The organism is Curtobacterium sp. NPDC089991 (genome assembly GCF_044748425.1).
In the GTDB taxonomy this organism is placed as follows: domain Bacteria; phylum Actinomycetota; class Actinomycetes; order Actinomycetales; family Microbacteriaceae; genus Curtobacterium.
In genome coordinates this window covers 475,809-491,855 of the sequence record NZ_JBIVGB010000002.1, presented here as the reverse complement: position 1 = coordinate 491,855, position 16,047 = coordinate 475,809, and the positions used below count along the sequence as shown (strand labels likewise).

The following is a 16,047-nucleotide window of genomic DNA, read 5'->3' as shown; positions in this document are numbered from 1 at the left end:
AGTCAGGGACGTTCGTCGACGAGGGCGATGAACCGGCTGCCGATGCCCTCGACCTCACGTCGGGTGAGCCCCGCGGTCGGTTCCGGCGCCTGGTACGGCTCGTGGTAGTCGCACATCAGGTAGTCCCACTCGGGCCACCACTTCTTCGGCCGCGCTTCTTCGGCGAACGCGCAGACGACGCACTCGAGGCGAACCCAGACCTTCTTGGCACCCGTGCGGTTCGCTCGGGACTGCACGAGCCACGCGGGCGGATCCTGTTCGATCGCGTCGAGTTCGGCTTCGCTGAGACGCGGGGGGATTCCGTGGTGGGTCGCCATCTCGAGGGTGATGTCGAGTCGAACGGCGGCGTCGCGTCGGGAGAGCATCCGACAAGATTAGGTTCTGTCGGGGCTCAGTGCCGTCGGCGATGGGGACGAGCCCGGTCGCGCGACAGTTCCGCTCTGCGGCATGTGCCACAAGCGGAGCCCGATGTGCGGGTGTGAGCTCGTAGACTCCTCGTGATGGCTGGGATCACCGTGGCGTCGCGGACTCGGCGAGGGCGCCGTACAGGCCGTGGCATTGCGGCGGACAGCACGCGGTGGGACGTGCAGGGGCTCCGCGCGTTCGCGGTCCTCGCCGTGCTGCTGTACCACCTGTGGCCGACGAGGCTTCCCGGCGGTTTCATCGGTGTCGATGTCTTCTTCGTGATCTCGGGCTTCCTGATCACCGGGCACCTGCTCCGCGAGGTCTCCGCGACCGGCCGGATCGCTCTCGCCGGGTTCTGGGCTCGTCGTGCGAAACGACTGCTCCCCGGCGCCTTCCTCACGCTCGTCGCCACTGGGGTCGCGGTCCTCCTCTGGGTGCCGAGCGCGCTCTGGGGGCAGTACGGCCGGGAGCTCATCGCCTCGGCCGTCTACGTCCAGAACTGGCAGCTCGCGGCCGATTCGGTGGACTACCTCGCCGAGGGCAACGGCGCGTCCCCGTTCCAGCATTTCTGGTCACTGTCGGTCGAGGAGCAGTTCTACATCGCGCTGCCCCTGCTGCTGCTCGGGGTCCTGTGGTTCGCGCACCGCGCACGCCGAGCACAAGCCGACCCGGTCGTCGTGACCCGCGTCGTGCTCGGCGTCGTCGTGGTGCTCTCGCTGACGTGGAGCATCGTGCAGACCGGGACCGCGTCCGGGATTGCCTACTTCTCGACGGCGACGCGAGCGTGGGAGTTCGCACTCGGCGGACTCGCCGCGACGATTCCCCTGGGCGTGCCGCGGTCGAGTGGGACGCGGACGACCCGGGCGATCGTTGCCTGGGTCGGTGCCGGCGGGCTGGTCGTCTCGCTGTTCGCCATCACCGCTGCGACGCCGTTCCCGGGCATCGCGGCGGTGCTGCCGGTCGTGTCCGCGACGCTGGTCGTGCTTCTCGGTTCGCATTCGGGACTCGAGTTGGTCGGTCATGTCGCCCCTGTCCGTTTCACCGGTCGGATCTCGTACGCCGTCTACCTCTGGCACTGGCCCGCGATCGTCCTCCTGCCGATCGTCACGCGCCACGAAGCGACCACGCTGGACAAGGTCGTGATCGTCGTCGGTGCGCTGACCCTCGGCGCGGCCACCACCCTGCTCGTCGAGGAGCCGCTCCGGTTCTCCGCGCGCGTCCGGCGCCTCCGACCCCGCCGGGTTGCGGTCTACGGGGTGCTGAGCACCCTGGTCGTGGTGGCGCTGGGCGCGACCTCGCTCACGGCCCTCCACGTCCAGCAGGTCCGGACAGCGCTGCTGGCGGAGCGCCTCGGCTCGGGCAACGTCGCGTGCTTCGGAGCCGCGGCGGAGATCGCTTCGGCCGACCCGTGCGTGAACCCAGCCCTCGCCGACGTCCGCGTGCCGTCCGCAGCGAACGCGGTCGCCGACGACGCCAACCGATCAGCCTGCTGGTCGAACGACTCGAGCACGTTCCGAGTGTGTTCCCTCGGTCCGACCACCGGGTACTCGAAGCACCTCATCGCGATCGGTGACTCGCACAACAACGTGCTGGTGGACGCCTACGCGCGGATCGCGGAGCAGCGCAACTGGCGCATCGACGTCGCCGGTCACCAGAGCTGCTACCTGACGACTGCCGAGCAGCAGGCGGGGTCCAGACGCCAGGTCAACGCGTGCACCGGCTGGAAGCAGAACGCCATGGACCACCTCCGGTCACACCCCGACCTGGACGGCGTGATCGTGACGCACTCGAGCGGTAACGGCCCGGTCGTGGTGCCGGAGGGGAGCACGGACGAGCAGACGGTCGTCGACGGACTCGTCACAGGATGGAGCGCCGCCGCCGAAGCCGGTATCCCGATCATCGCGCTCCGCGACAACCCTGCAGCACGCCCCGATGTCGTTGCGTGCGTCGGTCAGATGTCGGGACCGACCACCCCAGCCTGCGACTCTTCGCGTGCCGACGCCCTCGCACGGTTCGACGGATCCGCGGAGGCCGTCGACCGCGTGCACGGCGCTGCCCGTCTCGTCGACCTCACGGACTCGTACTGCACCGACACGGTCTGCCCCGCCGTGATCGGCGGCGTACTCGTCTACCGCGACCAGACACACCTGACGAACACGTTCGCGACGACACTCGCGCCGTACCTCGGCGACGAGATCGACGCCGCGTTGACGGCGATGCGATCTTGATCGGAACCGCCGGCGGAGGAAGCCCCCGTTCTTGCCGACGGCTTGCCCCTGAGCGTCAACGGCGCTTCGCAATGGTTGCACCCGCGATCGGTCGCACCTACGCTGCCCGCATGTGGTGGTGGATCGGAACCGGCGTGGTCCTGGCTGTGCTCCTCGTGCTGTGGTTCGTCATGCACCGGTACACCAACTTCGGCTCTCGGGCGGCGCGGTACGAGGGGAGCGACCCCGAAGTCGCTGAAGCCCTTCGGCAGGCTGAGTCCGACATCGCGCGGGGGCGCATGTACTTCTGAGGCTCTCGCAGGCGAGCGAGCGAAGCGAAGGAGGACGTCCCCGGCTACAAGGGGCGTCAGGCCCCGGGGCTCGTGTAGTGCCGGGACTGCCGCATGAAGAACCACCATCCGAATGCGAGCATCAGCGGCCCGGCCATGGGTGCGATGTCAGCGAGCCACGTCGGGACCAGCAGCTCGTCGGTCTTGCCGAGCACGACGGTCGCAGGCAGGTACGCGATGAACGCCAGCGGCAGCGCGAACGTCAGCGCGAAGACGCCCGCGGGACCGAACACGGGAAGCGGGTAGGCCCCGAAGTCGGTGAGCGTGTTGTCGACGCTGACCTTGAGGTCACGGGTGGATCCCAGCCGGAACGACAGCCCTGCGAGACCGATCTGCAGCCCGGCCTCGAGCAGACCGCCACCGATCGCGGCCGCCACGGTGAGTGCGACCAGCCAGGGCGTCCAGTCGATCGGCGCGAGCGTGATGGCGGCCACGAGGATCCCGAGCCCGAGCACCAGGTCGCCGAGGGTGCCCAGGTTGAACCACCTGGTCAGCAGCTGGATCAGCGGTGGTACGGGGCGGAGCAGGAAGCGGTCGTACTCGCCCTCGCGGATCACCATGTCGGTCGCCAGGTGCTGTCCGAAGAACACCGTCCCGACGCCGTGTGCAGTGAGCCGCAGCCCGTACAGGAAAGCGATCTGCGCCGTCGACCAGCCGGCGATGACGCCGAACCGGTCGAGCAGGACGCCGATGAACAGCAGCTGCGTCCCTTGCAGGGCCGCACTGCCCGCCATCATCAGGATCAGGTTGCCCTTGTAGATGAGGGACTGCCGGAACGCCGCGGCGAGCAGGATCCGCCACTGGCGGAACCAGCCGGGAGGCTCGGTGGCGGTCCCCGGGGCGACCGTGCGTCCGATGTCAGCCACCGTTGATCACCGTCCTCCGCAGGGCGCGCAACCACACCAGGTGGGCGGCGAACGCGAGCGCGACGATCCAACCGGCCTGCAGGGCGAGCTCACCGAGGACGTTCCAGCCCGGCGTCCGCTCGAACCAGATCGAGAGCGGGGTGAAGATCTGCGCACTGAACGGCAGCACACGGAGCACCGCGGCGAGGCCGTCCGGCATGAACCACAGCGGGATGAGCGAGCCTGAGCAGAACGCCGCCGCCATGCTGTAGATCATGTAGGCGCCGCCGACGTCGGTGGTCCAGAACGCGGTCAGCCCGACGACGAGGTTGCACTGGATCGCGATGACCAGACCGAGGACGGCGCTGAGCACGAACACGAGGGTCTGCCACCAGGTGCTCGGAGCGGGAACCGCTCCGAGCAGCAGCGCCAGGGCGAGCCCGACGATCGCCTTCGGCACGCTGGCGAGGGAGCTGCCGAGCTGCGCGGCGACGGTCTGCGTGATCAGCCCGACCGGCCGCATGATGTCGAACACCACATTGCCGTCGCGCACCCGTCGGTTCAGCGACGAGAACTGCCACGGCTGGAACACGACGGCGAACAGGGCGCCGAGGACCGCGTACCCGACGGCGTCGGCACGGTCGACGCCGCTCACCGAGGTGCGGTCGCCGTAGACCGCGTTCCACACGAGCATCACGAGGACGACCCGCATCACCGTGCTCACCGTGCCGACGAGGACATCGGCGCGGAAGACAAGGACGGAGCGCAGCCCTTGCCCGACCAACGCGAGGCGGACCGCGAGCGGGCCGGCGGGCCGGTCGCGGGCCTCCAGGACGTCAGCCGACACGGCGCACCGAGCGTGCCGTGTAGATCTCGGTGATCACGTCCTCGAGTTCCGGCTCGTGGACCGTGAGGTCCGCGATCGGCAGCGCGGCCGTGGTCCGGGCGATCGCGGTCGAGGTGGACACCTCGGTCGGGTCGTACCGGAGGTCGAGGAGGTGCGCATCACCGTGCTCGTGCGTCCCTGCTCGCTCGACGCCCTCGACCCACCAATCGCGCGGCTCCGGCCCGGACAGTTCGACGCGCAGGGTTCGGTGTGGCAGGTACGCCCGGCGGAGCGCGTCGATGTCGCCGTCGAACAGGATCCGACCGTCGTCGATGATCACCACACGACGGCACAACTGCTCCACGTCACCGATGTCGTGGGTGGTCAGCATGACCGTCGTGCCAGCGGTGCGGTTGCGCTCCCGGACGAATTCGCGGATGCGTGCCTTGGCGACCACGTCGAGCCCGACGGTCGGCTCGTCGAGGTACAGCACCGGCGGCTCGTGCAGCATCGCCGCGACGAGGTCCCCACGCATCCGCTGTCCGAGGGAGAGCGTCCGGACCGGCCGGTCGATGAAGGACCCGAGGTCGAGCAGGTCCACGAACTCGTCGAGCGTGCGTCTGTACGCCGACGGGGCGACGCCGTAGAGCTTCGCGAGGACGTCGAACGAGTCTCGGAGCGGCAGGTCGAACCACAACTGCGTGCGTTGCCCGAACACCGCACCGATGGTGCGTGCGTTCGCCGAACGGTCCTTCCACGGCACGACACCGTTCACTCGGACCTCGCCACTCGTGGGGACGAGCACACCTGTCAGCATCTTGATCGTCGTCGACTTCCCGGCGCCGTTCGGGCCGAGGTAGCCCACGATCTCGCCCGGCTCGATCGACAGCGAGACGCCGTCAACGGCCCGGTTCGTGACCGTCTTCGTGGTGAACAGGTTCCGCACACCCGAGAACGCACCCTGCACCCGGACGGGGCGTGAGAACTCCTTGACCAGACTGTCGGCGACGATGAGCGACATTCGTCCAACGTATCGAGGAAAGCCCCCAGTGGCGAGGAACCGACATCGCCCGACGCCGCTGTGAGAGCATCGCCGGATGCACGACGATGTTGCGAACGACGTGCGGAGCGAACCGTTCCGCGCCGGTGAATCCGTGGTCCTCCGCAGTCTGCACGCGCTCGGTTCGCACGGTCGAGCCGTCGCCTTCGCCGTCGCGGGTCGAGTCCTCGTCGATGACGACGACGTCGCGGTGGTCGCGAGTCCGCTCGGTTCCGCGGTCCGTCGCCGGGCCGGTACCGGCAGCGGACCGAACGCGCGGCTCGTCCTCCCCTCGGACTGGGACGGCTCCTACGTCGAGGACAGCTGGTTCGGAGCGACCGTGGTCCGCGTGCACCCGAAGGGCGCAGCGTGGTCGGTGTGGCGCTGGCACGATGGGACGCAGTGGCTGCCGGACTGGTACATCAACCTCGAGCTGCCGTGGGTGCGTACCTCCGTCGGCTTCGACAGCCAGGACTGGACCCTCGACGTCATCGCGACCCGAGACGATGCGGGCCGCTGGTCGATTCGGAACAAGGACGAAGACGAACTCGCGTTCTACACGGACGAGGGCCTGGTCACGGAAGCGGACCGCGCGATGATCGAACGCACCGGCGAGGATGCCGCCGCGGCCGTGCACGCGGGTTCGTTCCCGTTCGAGACCGACTGGTCGCGGTGGGTGCCGGACCCGAACTGGTCTGCCCCGCAGGTGCACGCAGGGTGGGATGCCGTCCGCTAGCTCCGCTCAGTGCGTCTGCGCCGCGAGGCCGGCGTAGGCGGCGGCGTACCAGCTGACGGTCGAGTCGCCCGACGTGGGCCCGATGGTGATCGAGTCGGCCGACGTCACGACGTAGAGGTCTTCGTCGTGGCCGCACTGGACCGAGCGCGCCGCGAGCTCCCTGCCGGTGTCAGCGCCGTCGGCGATGCGACCGCCCCAGACGGCCATGCGGATGGTTCCGTGTCCCTGGCAGGCGACGGACACGCGGACGTGTGCGCGCTCGCCGCCGTCTGCGACGCCCAGAGACAGCCGACTCGACGCGTCGTTGGTCCCGGCACCAGCGCCGAGTTCGCCGGGCTGGTCCGCCCACCGATCCTGGACGTTCTCCATCCAGGCGGAAGCGACCTCGACGTCGTCAACCGGCGTCGCACGGCCGGAGCAGGCGGTGAGCGACACCACGATCACGAGCGTCAGCCCGATGACGGTGCTCCATCGGCCGCGGCGAAGGTGGTCGTGCACAGACGAAGCAATCATGTCGATCACAGTGTCGTGCACGCCGGCCGTGCCCGCACCCTCCCGTTCTGGCGTCGTACGCTGGGCGAGTGGTGAGCACGATCGTCCTCGTGATGGCCGAGTACATGGTCGACGACTCCCCGCTCTGGTACCGCGGGTCGCGCGAGTGCATCGGGAGCGTTGATGCGGGAGCGTTGATGCGGGAGCTCTCGGGCTGAGCAGGCCGCTGCGGGACGACCTCCGGGCGTGGAACGACGTCTTCGATTCCCACGGGGAGCCCGACTTCGACTGGCCTTCCGGAGCGGTCCGTGACGCTCATCGCGTCGAAGCATTCGTGCTCGCGAGCCGTGTGCAACTCGAGCTCGGTGACGATGCTCATGTCTGGTGCGGAGCCGGCGCCGGCATCGACACGGTGGCCGAGGCGGGTACTGCCGTCGTGCTGCCGAGTGCACGGCCCGGAACCGATGTCGAGTTCGTGCGTGACGGGGAGCGGGACGTCCGGTCGGCACGCGCCGCGGGTGCTGGTGATGGCACCGCCAAGGCGATCGTGCACTGGCGTGCCCTCACCGAACGAGTCGGGACGCCGTTCGGTGATGCCGAGACCCGCGCCGTCGGGCTCCGGACGGCAGCGCGCATCCAAGCCGATGTCGGCGTTGGTGCCCAGGTGGTCTTCCTCAGCGGCGCATCGGTGGCGTATCGATCGGACGAGTTCGGCTGAGGCTGACACCCTCCAAGCACACGCTGTTCCGGACAGTCCCTACGGTGGTGGGATGCGTTCTCTCGCCAAGCTCGATGACTGGTCTCCGTCCGACGTCCATGCGGTCTTCGAGCTTGCTGACGCGTACCAGCACGGCCGGGGACCGGTGACGGCGGGGTCGGCAGCCATGTTCTTCCCGCCGACCAGTCTGCGAACCAGGGTGACGTTCGAGCAGGGTGCTTCGCTGATGGGGCTCGGTCCGATCGTGTTCCCGGACACGACGCTCGACAAGCCAGAGGCGCTGGCAGACGTCGCCCGGTACCTCGTCAACTGGGTCGACATCATCGTGGTGCGTCACCGTGACCTCGCCGTCATCGAGGGACTGGTTGCCGCGCATGCGCTGCCTGTCGTGAACGCCATGACCGATGAGAACCACCCGTGCGAGGTCCTCTCCGACCTCTACGCACTGCAGCAGCGTGGGGAGGTCTCGTCGCTCCGCTTCCTCTTCGTCGGGGCGGACGGCAACATCGCCAGGGCATGGCAGGAAGCTGCTCGAGTCCTGCGACTCGACCTGGTCCAATGCTGCCCGGCCGGCCTCGCAACGCCGGGCGCTGCATGGACCGACGACCTCGAGACTGCCGTGCGGTCGGCGGACGTGATCCTGACGGACGGCCCCGGAGCGCACGCCGACGCCCTCGAGTCGTACCGGATCACCGCGGCGCTCCTCGACCTCGCGCCGACGGGAGCCCGCTTCGACCCGTGTCCGCCGTTCGTGCGTGGCCGTGAGGTCAGCGCCGATGCCGTGGAACACCCCGCGTTCGTCGGGCACGGGTTCAAGGCCGCACTGCTCCCGGTGCAGCAAGCAGTGATGGCGTTCTGCCTCGGTCTCGGACCGTCGGGCGGCTCCGCCAGCCGTCAGTAGTCGGGGTCCTGCCGGTCCTGGTCCTGCCAGGGGAGCATCCGACCGGCGACCAGCGACAGCACGCCCCCGAACATGAAGACGAGCAGCACCGCCCACCAGGGGTTGCGTCGTTCGCGCGGCTGCTGTCCGTCCATGCCGTCACGATAGCGGGTCAGTCGGTCGCACCCCGGGGCGGTTCGACGAGCAACCCGACGCGATCGGCGAGGTAGTCGGCGAGCGGGACGGCGGAGCCCGCGGCCGGTGACCAGCGGACGAGCGGCACGTCGTCCTCGACGAAGAGCACACCGGTCGAGTCGACGAGCGTTCCGTCCAACGCGATCGCCGTGGCGCCGTGGTTGACGGTGTCGCCGGCCGCGAAGTGTCCCTTCGCCGCAGCAGCGCGGTAGGCCCGACGGACCTCGGCGGAGACCGACTGGAACTGTGCCCGGCCCGGATCGGTGACCCGGGTGATCGCCCCGGTGGCCCAGACCCGACCGCCGGACTCGAGCGACGACCCGATCAGCAACGCACCGACCCGCCACACACGGCCGAGGGGCCGCATGGTCGCTTCGCGGCGGATGCCGAGCACCGCCTTCGGCTGCGCGTACTCGCCGAGCGCCTCGTCCGGCACCCCGGCGGAACGGAGCCGTCGTGCGGCGTCGTCGAGCAGTTCCCTCGCTCGCTGCACTCCGTCGGTCACGTCCACCGAGCCTAGACCGGGGCCTGCCCCGAGCCCCGGTGCGATGCCCTGCGGCGCCCGTGACCGGCCGTCGCACGTCGCCCGCGCCCGGACGCCCCACGTCGACGGCGAGCGGCCGTGACCGTGCCGATGGTGATCATCACGCCGCCGTACGCCAACAGGACGCCGGCGACGGTCGGGATGAGCCAGCTCCGCGAGCCGTTGACGAGCTGGTTGACGACACCGATCTCGGGGATGCTGTACCAGACGACTCCCCGGATCTGTGCGGCGGTGACGGGGTGCGGGTCGGCCTTCGCGTTGTTGTCGCCCTTGAGGACGAACGTGCGCGCCCCGTTCGACGACGAGGACACCGAGGTCACGCGGTGGCTGATGACGGCCGGCTGGCCGGAGACGATCTGGTAGGTGACGACGTCGCCCACCTCGATGTCGTCGACGGCGGTCGGGCGGACGACGAGCAGGGTGCCCGGGGGCAGCGTCGGCTCCATCGACTGGGTCAGGACCGTCAGCGGCATCGACCCGGTGGCCTTGGGGACGACGATGAGCACGACGGCGAGGGCCGCGACGAGCAGGAGCAGCCCGGTGCTGAGACCGAGGACGACGGCGTGCACGACCGCACGCCCACCGGAGCGCTCCGCACGTTCGGGACGAGCCGCCGCGCGGGTCACGCGCCGCACCGGATCGCCGCGCCGTTGTTCTGCGTGAAGAGCGTGACCGGGCCGCTCCCGGCGACGGTCGAGGTCGGGTTGCCGGCGCTGTCGAGGACCTTGACGGTGACGGTGAGCGTGCCGGAGGTACCCGCGCTCGCCGGGATGTCGCTCGGGGCGATGGTGATGAACGCCGAGTAGTCCTGGGCCTTCTGTCCGACCGGCGTGGTCCCGACGTAGGCGGCGTACCAGGTCTCCTTGGGGCGGCCTGCGGCGTCCCAGGTGACGTCGACGTAGTTGCCGCTGTGGTCGTTGCAGGTCAGCGCTGCTTCCGCTGCGGAGGTGTTCAAGTAGAAGCCTCCCTGCACGACGCCCGACGTCCAACTGCCGCTCGCCACGGTGAGGTTCACGTTCACGTTGGCCGTGGCGGATGCCGGCGCCGAGGACTTGGGCGTGCTGCGGGTGCACCAGATGGCCGAGGCGCCGGCGGCGAGCTTGGACGTCATGCTCGGCAGTGACGCCCAGGTGCCGGTGACCGAGCCGCTGCCGACCGCGGAGTTCGTCGTGCACGCCGCGGTCGTGGCTACGGGCCACGCGACGACGGTGACCGCCTGCGCGAGCGCCGTCGAGCTGCCGGAGACGACGGACACGGTGGTCGTCGCGGTGCCGGCGATGGAGCCCGAGTTGGTGAGCGTGATCGGCTTCGTGACCGACGTCACCGTGGACGAGAAGGTGGTGGTCAGCGCGCTCGTGCCGGCGATCGACGCGGAGACCTTGCCGATCGTGACGCTCGAGGCCGTGGTGCCGGACGCACTCCACAGTGCCCAGGCGGCGCTCGACCCACCGCCGACGAACACGGCGGTGAGCAGCACGGCGACGACGAGCCGGAGACGGCGGTTCATGCGGAGACCTGCGTTCCGGTGACGGTGAGGGTGAAGTCGGTGACGGCGCCGGACACGCTCTGCGGCGCGTCGGCGTCGAGGACCAGCTCGACACAGCCGACGGTGCTCGCACCGGGCTGGAGCGTGAACGAACCGCTACCGGTGTCGAAGGCGGCGAGACGGCCGCTCGCGCCGGACAGCCCGGCGGCGCAGGCCGCAGCCGATGACACGTTGGTCAGACGGAGCGTCAGCTCGCCGAGGACGGCCGCCGACGACGCGTTCGTCGCGTAGGCGACGTTCGTGGACGTCGTGGCGACGCGCATCGACAGTGGGATCGAACCGGTGTTCTTCACGGCGAAGGTGCCGGTGACTCCGGTACCCGGTCCGAGGACGGTGGTGTTCATCGTCGACAGGGTGCCGACGGTGATCGTCGCGGTCGCGGACTTCACGGTGGTGGCCGCGGTGCTGGCGGTGCCGTTCCAGAGGGCGTAGGTCCCGCCGACGCCGAGGAGCGCCGTGGCGACGGCGACGACCAGGGCGAGCGCGATGGGCAGGATCCACCGGTGGCGTCGTGCCGCGCGGTGGCGGCCCGTCGTCCTCGGTGTCCCGGTCATGTGCGTCCCCTGGTGCTCGTGAGCCTCTGCTGGTGCGGGCCACAAGGGCCCAGACGGGCCACAAGGGCCCAGACGGGCCACAAGGGCCCAGCACGGGCCACGACCGGCGGATCAGGGGCCGGTCGTGGCCAGCGTCAGTGCGATCGGTGGATCAGGAACCGATCGCGGTCTGGGTGAGCGTGAAGGCCAGGGCGCCGACGTTGATCGACCCGTTCTGCCCGGTCGTCGCCGAGGACGGCAGCGTGATCGTGAAGACGACCTTGACGGTCGAGGTCGACGCCGACGGCGAGACGACGAAGGTGTTCGCGTTCGACGTGGACTGCACGACGGTGGCGCTCGAGGACGTCACGGCGAGGGTCTTCTGCGTCGCGGCGAGGAGTGCGGAGTCACCGGTGATCGACTGGCTGGCGTAGGTCAGGTTCGCCTTGAGGTCCTGGCCGGTCGCACCGATGTTCAGCGTCTGCGTGAACTGGAACGTGTTGCCCGGCACCATCAGGGCGGTGGTGGGGTTGATCGCGGTCGAGCGGCCGTTCGTGATGTCCGTCCAGGCGCCGTCGTTGTTCGCGCTGAGGGTCAGCGTGCCGGAGCTCACCGAGGACGCGGCGCTGGAGGCACTGGCGTTCCAGAGGGCGAAGGTGCCTGCTCCACCGAGGAGGAGGGCGATGCCGGCTGCGCCGGCGATGGCACCGGTGACGATCTTGTGCATGGTGGCGGGTCCGTTCTGTGCGTTCGGGGCGCACTGGATTCCACCGGCTCGTGATTCGGGTCGTCGTGCCGGTGGGACGGTGTCATCGACCTCGCGGGTGAGGGGTCGCGGCTGACCTTTGCCGAGAGCGGTCGCCGGGCTCCGGAGCGCAGATCTGCTGCTCGGGCGGGCTGGACTCGCTCTGGTGACGACGGTACTCGTCCCCCAAAGTGCGGACAAGTAGGAACATGCTTTCGCATGGACCCAAAACGGGGGTGATTTTTGTCCACCCTGTGGAGGACATGTTTGTACCCCGATCACCACCGGAATGCCGGACGGCCCCCGACCGTTGCACCGACCGGAAACGAGGAGGGCCCATGGGCATCGTGCGCTGGCTGTTCGACGCGCAGATCGTCATCGGCGACCAGACGGTGCTCTGGCGCGAGGTGATCGGCAACGTCTTCGGGCTGCTCAGCGCGCTCGGCGGGATGCGCCGTAAGGTCTGGGCCTGGCCCGTCGGGCTGGTCGGCAACGCGCTCCTGTTCACCGTCTTCATGGGCGCACTGTTCGACACCCCGAACCCCGTCAACCTGCTCGGCCAGGCCGGCCGCCAGGTGATGTTCATCATCGTGAGCATCTACGGCTGGTACCGCTGGACCCACCGCCCCGACGACACGTCCACCGTGATCGAACCGCACTGGGCGTCGTGGCGGACCCGCGTCCTGCTGGTCGTCGGCATGGTCGGCGGGACCGCCCTGCTCACCCCGGTGTTCCGCGCCCTCGGGTCGTACGAGCCGGTGTGGAGTGACGCGTGGATCTTCGTCGGCTCACTGCTCGCCACCTACGGCATGGCGAAGGGCTGGGTCGAGTTCTGGCTCATCTGGGTCGCGGTCGACCTGGTCGGTGTCCCGCTCCTGTTCTCGGCCGGGTACTACGCGTCGGGTCTCATGTACGTCTTCTACGGCGTCTTCACGCTGACCGGCTTCTTCGTCTGGGCGAAGCAGCGGGTGAAGCGCCCGGCGGCCCCCGTCACGGTCGGCTGACGAGTCGGCTGACGACCCGGCTGAACGGCCCGCCCACGCCGAGCCGGTCCACGCCGACCCGGCGTGGATGTGACGGCCCCCGGTCTGGGACGAGACAATGGGGTACCGCACACGATGGGATGGTCGGATGGAACCCCTGCACGGCGAACGCGTCGAGGACGATGAGTCCCTCGCCGAGCGCACCGTCCGCGGAGCGATCCGCGCCTACCGGCTGCACTCCTTCGACGCGGTCGACGCCTCGGTGGTGGCCGAGGTCGCGGGCATCCCGCTCGAGACCGTGGAGCGGTTGTTCCCCGCGTGGGAAGCCCTGTTGCTGGTGACGTACGACCGGTGGACGCAGCTGCGTGGCACCCGTCGGAAGACCCCGCCGGCGTGCACGATCGACCACGTCCGGCTGACCCTGGCCGAGGACGTCGCCGACCCGGGGCTCGTCCGCGTCCTCGCGGGCGTGATCACGGTCGCGAGTTCCGAGTCCGGCTTCGCCGAGCTGTTCCGCAAGCGCTTCGACGAGTACGTCGAGCAGCTCAGCAACGGTCTGCAGCGCGACTTCGACAACGGTGCCGAGGAATCGGCGATCCCGTCGTACCAGGCGGCCACCCAGCTGCTCGCGGTGTACGAGGGACTGCAGATCCAGATGCTCGTCCGGCCCCACATCGACGTCATGGTGGAGTTCGACCGGTCGGTCCGGACGCTCCGCCAGGGCTGGAAGCAGCACGAGTTGCCGTCGTGGGACCTCGACGCCGACGTCCCCGAGCGCGAGACGCCGCAGCGCCAGCGACCGGCGGAACACCAGCAGACTGCACGCGAAGCCGAGCGGGAACCCCAGAGCCGTCCCTAACGGGAGACCGACCGCCGCCGCCACGACACGATCTGCCGCAGCGTCACCTTCGATCCGTACTGCGCGACCGAGTGCCGGAACAGGTACTCGGCGAACCAGAGCAGCAGGCCGGCGGCGACGAACACCTCGACGATGCAGACCACCGACTCGGTGACGCTCAGCGAGCCGACGGCGTTCCGCACCATGGCGGTGACGGGCGTGAACGTCGGGAAGTACGTGAAGAACGCGGCGACGGGCGACGTCGGGGTGGTCATCACGAAGAACGCCGCGTAGAGCGGGATGATCAGGGCGAAGATCGCCGCGGACTGCAGCGCCGAGGCGTCCTTGATCGACGGCACCGCGGCACCGACAGCGACGAACAGCCCGGACGCCAGCAGCACGCCGCCGACGAGCAGCAGGGCACCGACGAGCATCCGCCACGGGTCGATCGTCAGCCCGCCGAGCTGCGAGGCGACGAGTGGCAGGACGGCGAGCATCCCGACCAGCCCCGGGATGACGAACACCCCGACCTGCACGAACCCGACGAGCAGCATCGCGATCACCTTGCCGCGGATCAGGTCGCCGGCGGTGACGGCGGTCAGGATCATCTCGGAGATGCGGTTCTCCTTCTCCTCGACCACGACGGTCACCATGCGTGCCGCGAGCAGGATGACGAGTCCGAAGAAGGCGGCGACGTACAGGAACGGCGGAACGATCGACAGCCAACCCGGCGCGACCTGCCCGTCGGCGTAGGTCGTGACGTCGGTGGCCGGTGGGGAGCGCAGGAGCTCGACGGTCTCGGGGTCGTCGACGGTCGCGGCGACGCTCTGCTCGAGCACCCGTTCGGCGAGCGACGAGTAGCCACCGTTCGCGAACAGGCCGCGGTCGGCGGCGTCGACGGTGATCGGCGAGGTCGAGGGGGAGGACGGGAACGAGATGAAGGCGTCGAGGTCCCCGGAACGCACGGCGGCGCGGTCGGCGTCGGCGTCGGTGGACGGCGACCCGCCCCACTTCGCCGCGACGGACTCGGACACCAGCCCGGAGTGGTCGACGTAGCGGAACGGGGTCTTCGTGGCCGACGAGCCCGAGACGACCGAGTCGGTGCCGGCTGCCTGTCCGATGCCGACGAGCAGGGACACGATGACGATGACGACCGGCAGCGCGAGCGTGCCGATCCAGAACGCGGGCTTCTTGACCGCGCGGACGAACTCGAACCGGACGACGGTCCCGAGGCGGCTCACGCTGCTGCCCCCGCGGCGGCGAGCGCGTCGTGGCCGTAGACCTGCACGAAGATCTCGTCGAGCGGGATCCGACGCATCTCGAACGCGGTGACGCGGACACCGTCCGCCACGAGCGCGGCGAGGATGTCGGCACCGTCCGGTGCTGCGGCGGACGTCGGCACGAGGTAGGCGACGTGGCCCTCGTGCCGCGCGAGCTTGTACAGCGGCGAGCGGGGGACCGGCCCGTCGAGGCCGACCCGGGCGACGGCACCGCCGAAGGCGTCCTGCACGTCGGGGATCGACCCGTAGGCGGCGGCGGTGCCGTCCTTGAGCAGCAGGATCCGGTCGCAGAGCCGCTCGACCTCGTCCATGTGGTGGGTCACGAGGATGACGGTCGCGCCGTCGGCCTTGCGTTCGTCGACCAGGTCGAGCAGCAGCCGTCGGTTCACGGGGTCGAGGCCCTTGGTGGGTTCGTCGAGGATGAGCAGCCGCGGCCGGTCCATGATCGTGATGCCGAGCTGCACCTTCTGCTGCTGCCCGCCGGAGAGCTTGTCGACGCGGAGCTTGGCGCGGTCGGCCAGGCCCACGCGTGCCAGGTAGTCCATGCTCCAGGCCGTCGCCTCTGGACCTCGGAGCCCGCGGAGCCGTCCGAAGTAGGACATCACGTCGATGACGGATTCCTTGCGGTAGAGCCCGCGCTCTTCGGGCAGGTACCCGATGCCACCGGTGGCCGGTCGGTACGGCTGGCCGTCGATGGTCAGGGTGCCCGCGGTCGGGGTGGTGATGCCGAGCAGGGCACGGATCGTCGTGGTCTTGCCGGAGCCGTTGCTGCCGAGCAGGCCGAACGTCTCGCCGGCGGCGACGTCGAACGACAGTCCGTCGACCACGTTCCGGTCCCCGAACCGCATGACGAAGTCCTGCACGCTGATCGTCGCCCCGCTCATG

21 protein-coding genes are annotated in these 16,047 nt (G+C 69.7%); 8 read left to right on the top strand and 13 right to left on the bottom strand.

Annotation, left to right across the window (positions count from 1 at the left end; all coding sequences use genetic code 11):
- Nucleotides 1-2: 2 nt before the first annotated feature.
- Nucleotides 3-365 (bottom strand): hypothetical protein, encoded by a 363-nt coding sequence (locus tag ACIPV1_RS07510; RefSeq protein WP_402726067.1) that lies wholly within the window; start codon nt 363-365, stop codon nt 3-5.
- Between the two features lie 135 nt (nt 366-500).
- Between ACIPV1_RS07510 and ACIPV1_RS07505 the strand changes: the two genes are divergently transcribed.
- On the top strand, nt 501-2,633 hold the full coding sequence (locus ACIPV1_RS07505; protein WP_123291945.1) for an acyltransferase family protein: 2,133 nt from the start codon (nt 501-503) through the stop codon (nt 2,631-2,633).
- A gap of 110 nt (nt 2,634-2,743) precedes the next feature.
- Nucleotides 2,744-2,923, top strand: coding sequence for a hypothetical protein (locus ACIPV1_RS07500; RefSeq protein ID WP_131845817.1), 180 nt, complete (start codon nt 2,744-2,746; stop codon nt 2,921-2,923).
- 56 nt (nt 2,924-2,979) lie between these two features.
- Here ACIPV1_RS07500 and ACIPV1_RS07495 read toward each other — a convergent pair whose 3' ends face one another.
- Genes ACIPV1_RS07495 through ACIPV1_RS07485 form a run of 3 tightly spaced genes read right to left on the bottom strand, consistent with a single transcriptional unit; the run spans nt 2,980 to nt 5,654 of the window.
- A complete protein-coding gene (locus ACIPV1_RS07495; protein WP_123938497.1) occupies nt 2,980-3,828 on the bottom strand; it encodes an ABC transporter permease in 849 nt (282 codons plus the stop codon).
- Nucleotides 3,821-4,654, bottom strand: coding sequence for an ABC transporter permease (locus ACIPV1_RS07490; RefSeq protein ID WP_402726066.1), 834 nt, complete (start codon nt 4,652-4,654; stop codon nt 3,821-3,823). The genes ACIPV1_RS07495 and ACIPV1_RS07490 overlap by 8 nt, the downstream gene beginning before the upstream one ends.
- The gene (locus tag ACIPV1_RS07485) at nt 4,644-5,654 is read right to left on the bottom strand and encodes an ATP-binding cassette domain-containing protein (protein ID WP_402726065.1); all 1,011 of its coding nucleotides are present in this window, start codon (nt 5,652-5,654) and stop codon (nt 4,644-4,646) included. The genes ACIPV1_RS07490 and ACIPV1_RS07485 overlap by 11 nt, the downstream gene beginning before the upstream one ends.
- Before the next feature lie 76 nt (nt 5,655-5,730).
- On the opposite strand from ACIPV1_RS07485, the gene ACIPV1_RS07480 reads away from it, so the two are divergent.
- Nucleotides 5,731-6,408: a DUF402 domain-containing protein gene (locus tag ACIPV1_RS07480; RefSeq protein ID WP_402726064.1), complete on the top strand. Its 678-nt coding sequence runs from the start codon at nt 5,731-5,733 to the stop codon at nt 6,406-6,408.
- A gap of 6 nt (nt 6,409-6,414) precedes the next feature.
- On the opposite strand, the gene ACIPV1_RS07475 is transcribed toward ACIPV1_RS07480, so the two are convergent.
- Nucleotides 6,415-6,921: a hypothetical protein gene (locus ACIPV1_RS07475; protein ID WP_402726063.1), complete on the bottom strand. Its 507-nt coding sequence runs from the start codon at nt 6,919-6,921 to the stop codon at nt 6,415-6,417.
- A gap of 71 nt (nt 6,922-6,992) precedes the next feature.
- On the opposite strand from ACIPV1_RS07475, the gene ACIPV1_RS07470 reads away from it, so the two are divergent.
- The 3 genes from ACIPV1_RS07470 to ACIPV1_RS07460 all read left to right on the top strand — a co-directional run bounded on the left by ACIPV1_RS07470 (nt 6,993) and on the right by ACIPV1_RS07460 (nt 8,519).
- Nucleotides 6,993-7,118 carry a hypothetical protein gene (locus ACIPV1_RS07470; RefSeq protein WP_402726062.1) on the top strand — a complete coding sequence of 42 codons (126 nt, stop codon included), beginning with the start codon at nt 6,993-6,995 and terminating at the stop codon, nt 7,116-7,118.
- A gap of 116 nt (nt 7,119-7,234) precedes the next feature.
- Nucleotides 7,235-7,618, top strand: coding sequence for a hypothetical protein (locus ACIPV1_RS07465; protein WP_402726061.1), 384 nt, complete (start codon nt 7,235-7,237; stop codon nt 7,616-7,618).
- 52 nt (nt 7,619-7,670) lie between these two features.
- Complete coding sequence (locus tag ACIPV1_RS07460) at nt 7,671-8,519, top strand: ornithine carbamoyltransferase (protein WP_402726060.1); 849 nt, start codon at nt 7,671-7,673, stop codon at nt 8,517-8,519.
- Here the strand turns inward: ACIPV1_RS07460 and ACIPV1_RS07455 are convergent.
- The 6 genes from ACIPV1_RS07455 to ACIPV1_RS07430 all read right to left on the bottom strand — a co-directional run bounded on the left by ACIPV1_RS07455 (nt 8,513) and on the right by ACIPV1_RS07430 (nt 12,043).
- Nucleotides 8,513-8,653, bottom strand: a complete 141-nt coding sequence (locus ACIPV1_RS07455; protein WP_165901085.1) for a hypothetical protein — start codon at nt 8,651-8,653, stop codon at nt 8,513-8,515. The two genes, ACIPV1_RS07460 and ACIPV1_RS07455, sit on opposite strands and share 7 nt — an antisense overlap.
- A 17-nt stretch (nt 8,654-8,670) precedes the next feature.
- The gene (locus tag ACIPV1_RS07450) at nt 8,671-9,198 is read right to left on the bottom strand and encodes a hypothetical protein (RefSeq protein WP_402726059.1); all 528 of its coding nucleotides are present in this window, start codon (nt 9,196-9,198) and stop codon (nt 8,671-8,673) included.
- 11 nt (nt 9,199-9,209) lie between these two features.
- Nucleotides 9,210-9,863: a signal peptidase I gene (locus ACIPV1_RS07445; protein ID WP_402726058.1), complete on the bottom strand. Its 654-nt coding sequence runs from the start codon at nt 9,861-9,863 to the stop codon at nt 9,210-9,212.
- Nucleotides 9,860-10,744, bottom strand: a complete 885-nt coding sequence (locus ACIPV1_RS07440) for a hypothetical protein (protein WP_402726057.1) — start codon at nt 10,742-10,744, stop codon at nt 9,860-9,862. The genes ACIPV1_RS07445 and ACIPV1_RS07440 overlap by 4 nt, the downstream gene beginning before the upstream one ends.
- Complete coding sequence (locus ACIPV1_RS07435) at nt 10,741-11,337, bottom strand: TasA family protein (protein ID WP_402726056.1); 597 nt, start codon at nt 11,335-11,337, stop codon at nt 10,741-10,743. Before ACIPV1_RS07435 ends, ACIPV1_RS07440 begins: the two co-directional genes overlap by 4 nt.
- 151 nt (nt 11,338-11,488) lie before the next feature.
- The gene (locus tag ACIPV1_RS07430; protein ID WP_123291956.1) at nt 11,489-12,043 is read right to left on the bottom strand and encodes an alternate-type signal peptide domain-containing protein; all 555 of its coding nucleotides are present in this window, start codon (nt 12,041-12,043) and stop codon (nt 11,489-11,491) included.
- Nucleotides 12,044-12,399: 356 nt separating this feature from the next.
- Here ACIPV1_RS07430 and pnuC point away from each other — a divergent pair, with 356 nt between their 5' ends.
- Both pnuC and ACIPV1_RS07420 read left to right on the top strand, forming a co-directional pair.
- On the top strand, nt 12,400-13,065 hold the full coding sequence (gene pnuC / locus ACIPV1_RS07425) for a nicotinamide riboside transporter PnuC (protein ID WP_402726055.1): 666 nt from the start codon (nt 12,400-12,402) through the stop codon (nt 13,063-13,065).
- A gap of 127 nt (nt 13,066-13,192) precedes the next feature.
- The gene (locus tag ACIPV1_RS07420; RefSeq protein WP_123291958.1) at nt 13,193-13,903 is read left to right on the top strand and encodes a hypothetical protein; all 711 of its coding nucleotides are present in this window, start codon (nt 13,193-13,195) and stop codon (nt 13,901-13,903) included.
- Here the strand turns inward: ACIPV1_RS07420 and ACIPV1_RS07415 are convergent.
- On the bottom strand, nt 13,900-15,123 hold the full coding sequence (locus ACIPV1_RS07415) for an ABC transporter permease (protein ID WP_123291959.1): 1,224 nt from the start codon (nt 15,121-15,123) through the stop codon (nt 13,900-13,902). The two genes, ACIPV1_RS07420 and ACIPV1_RS07415, sit on opposite strands and share 4 nt — an antisense overlap.
- Nucleotides 15,120-16,046, bottom strand: coding sequence for an ABC transporter ATP-binding protein (locus ACIPV1_RS07410; protein ID WP_123338726.1), 927 nt, complete (start codon nt 16,044-16,046; stop codon nt 15,120-15,122). The genes ACIPV1_RS07415 and ACIPV1_RS07410 overlap by 4 nt, the downstream gene beginning before the upstream one ends.
- Nucleotide 16,047: the final 1 nt, after the last annotated feature.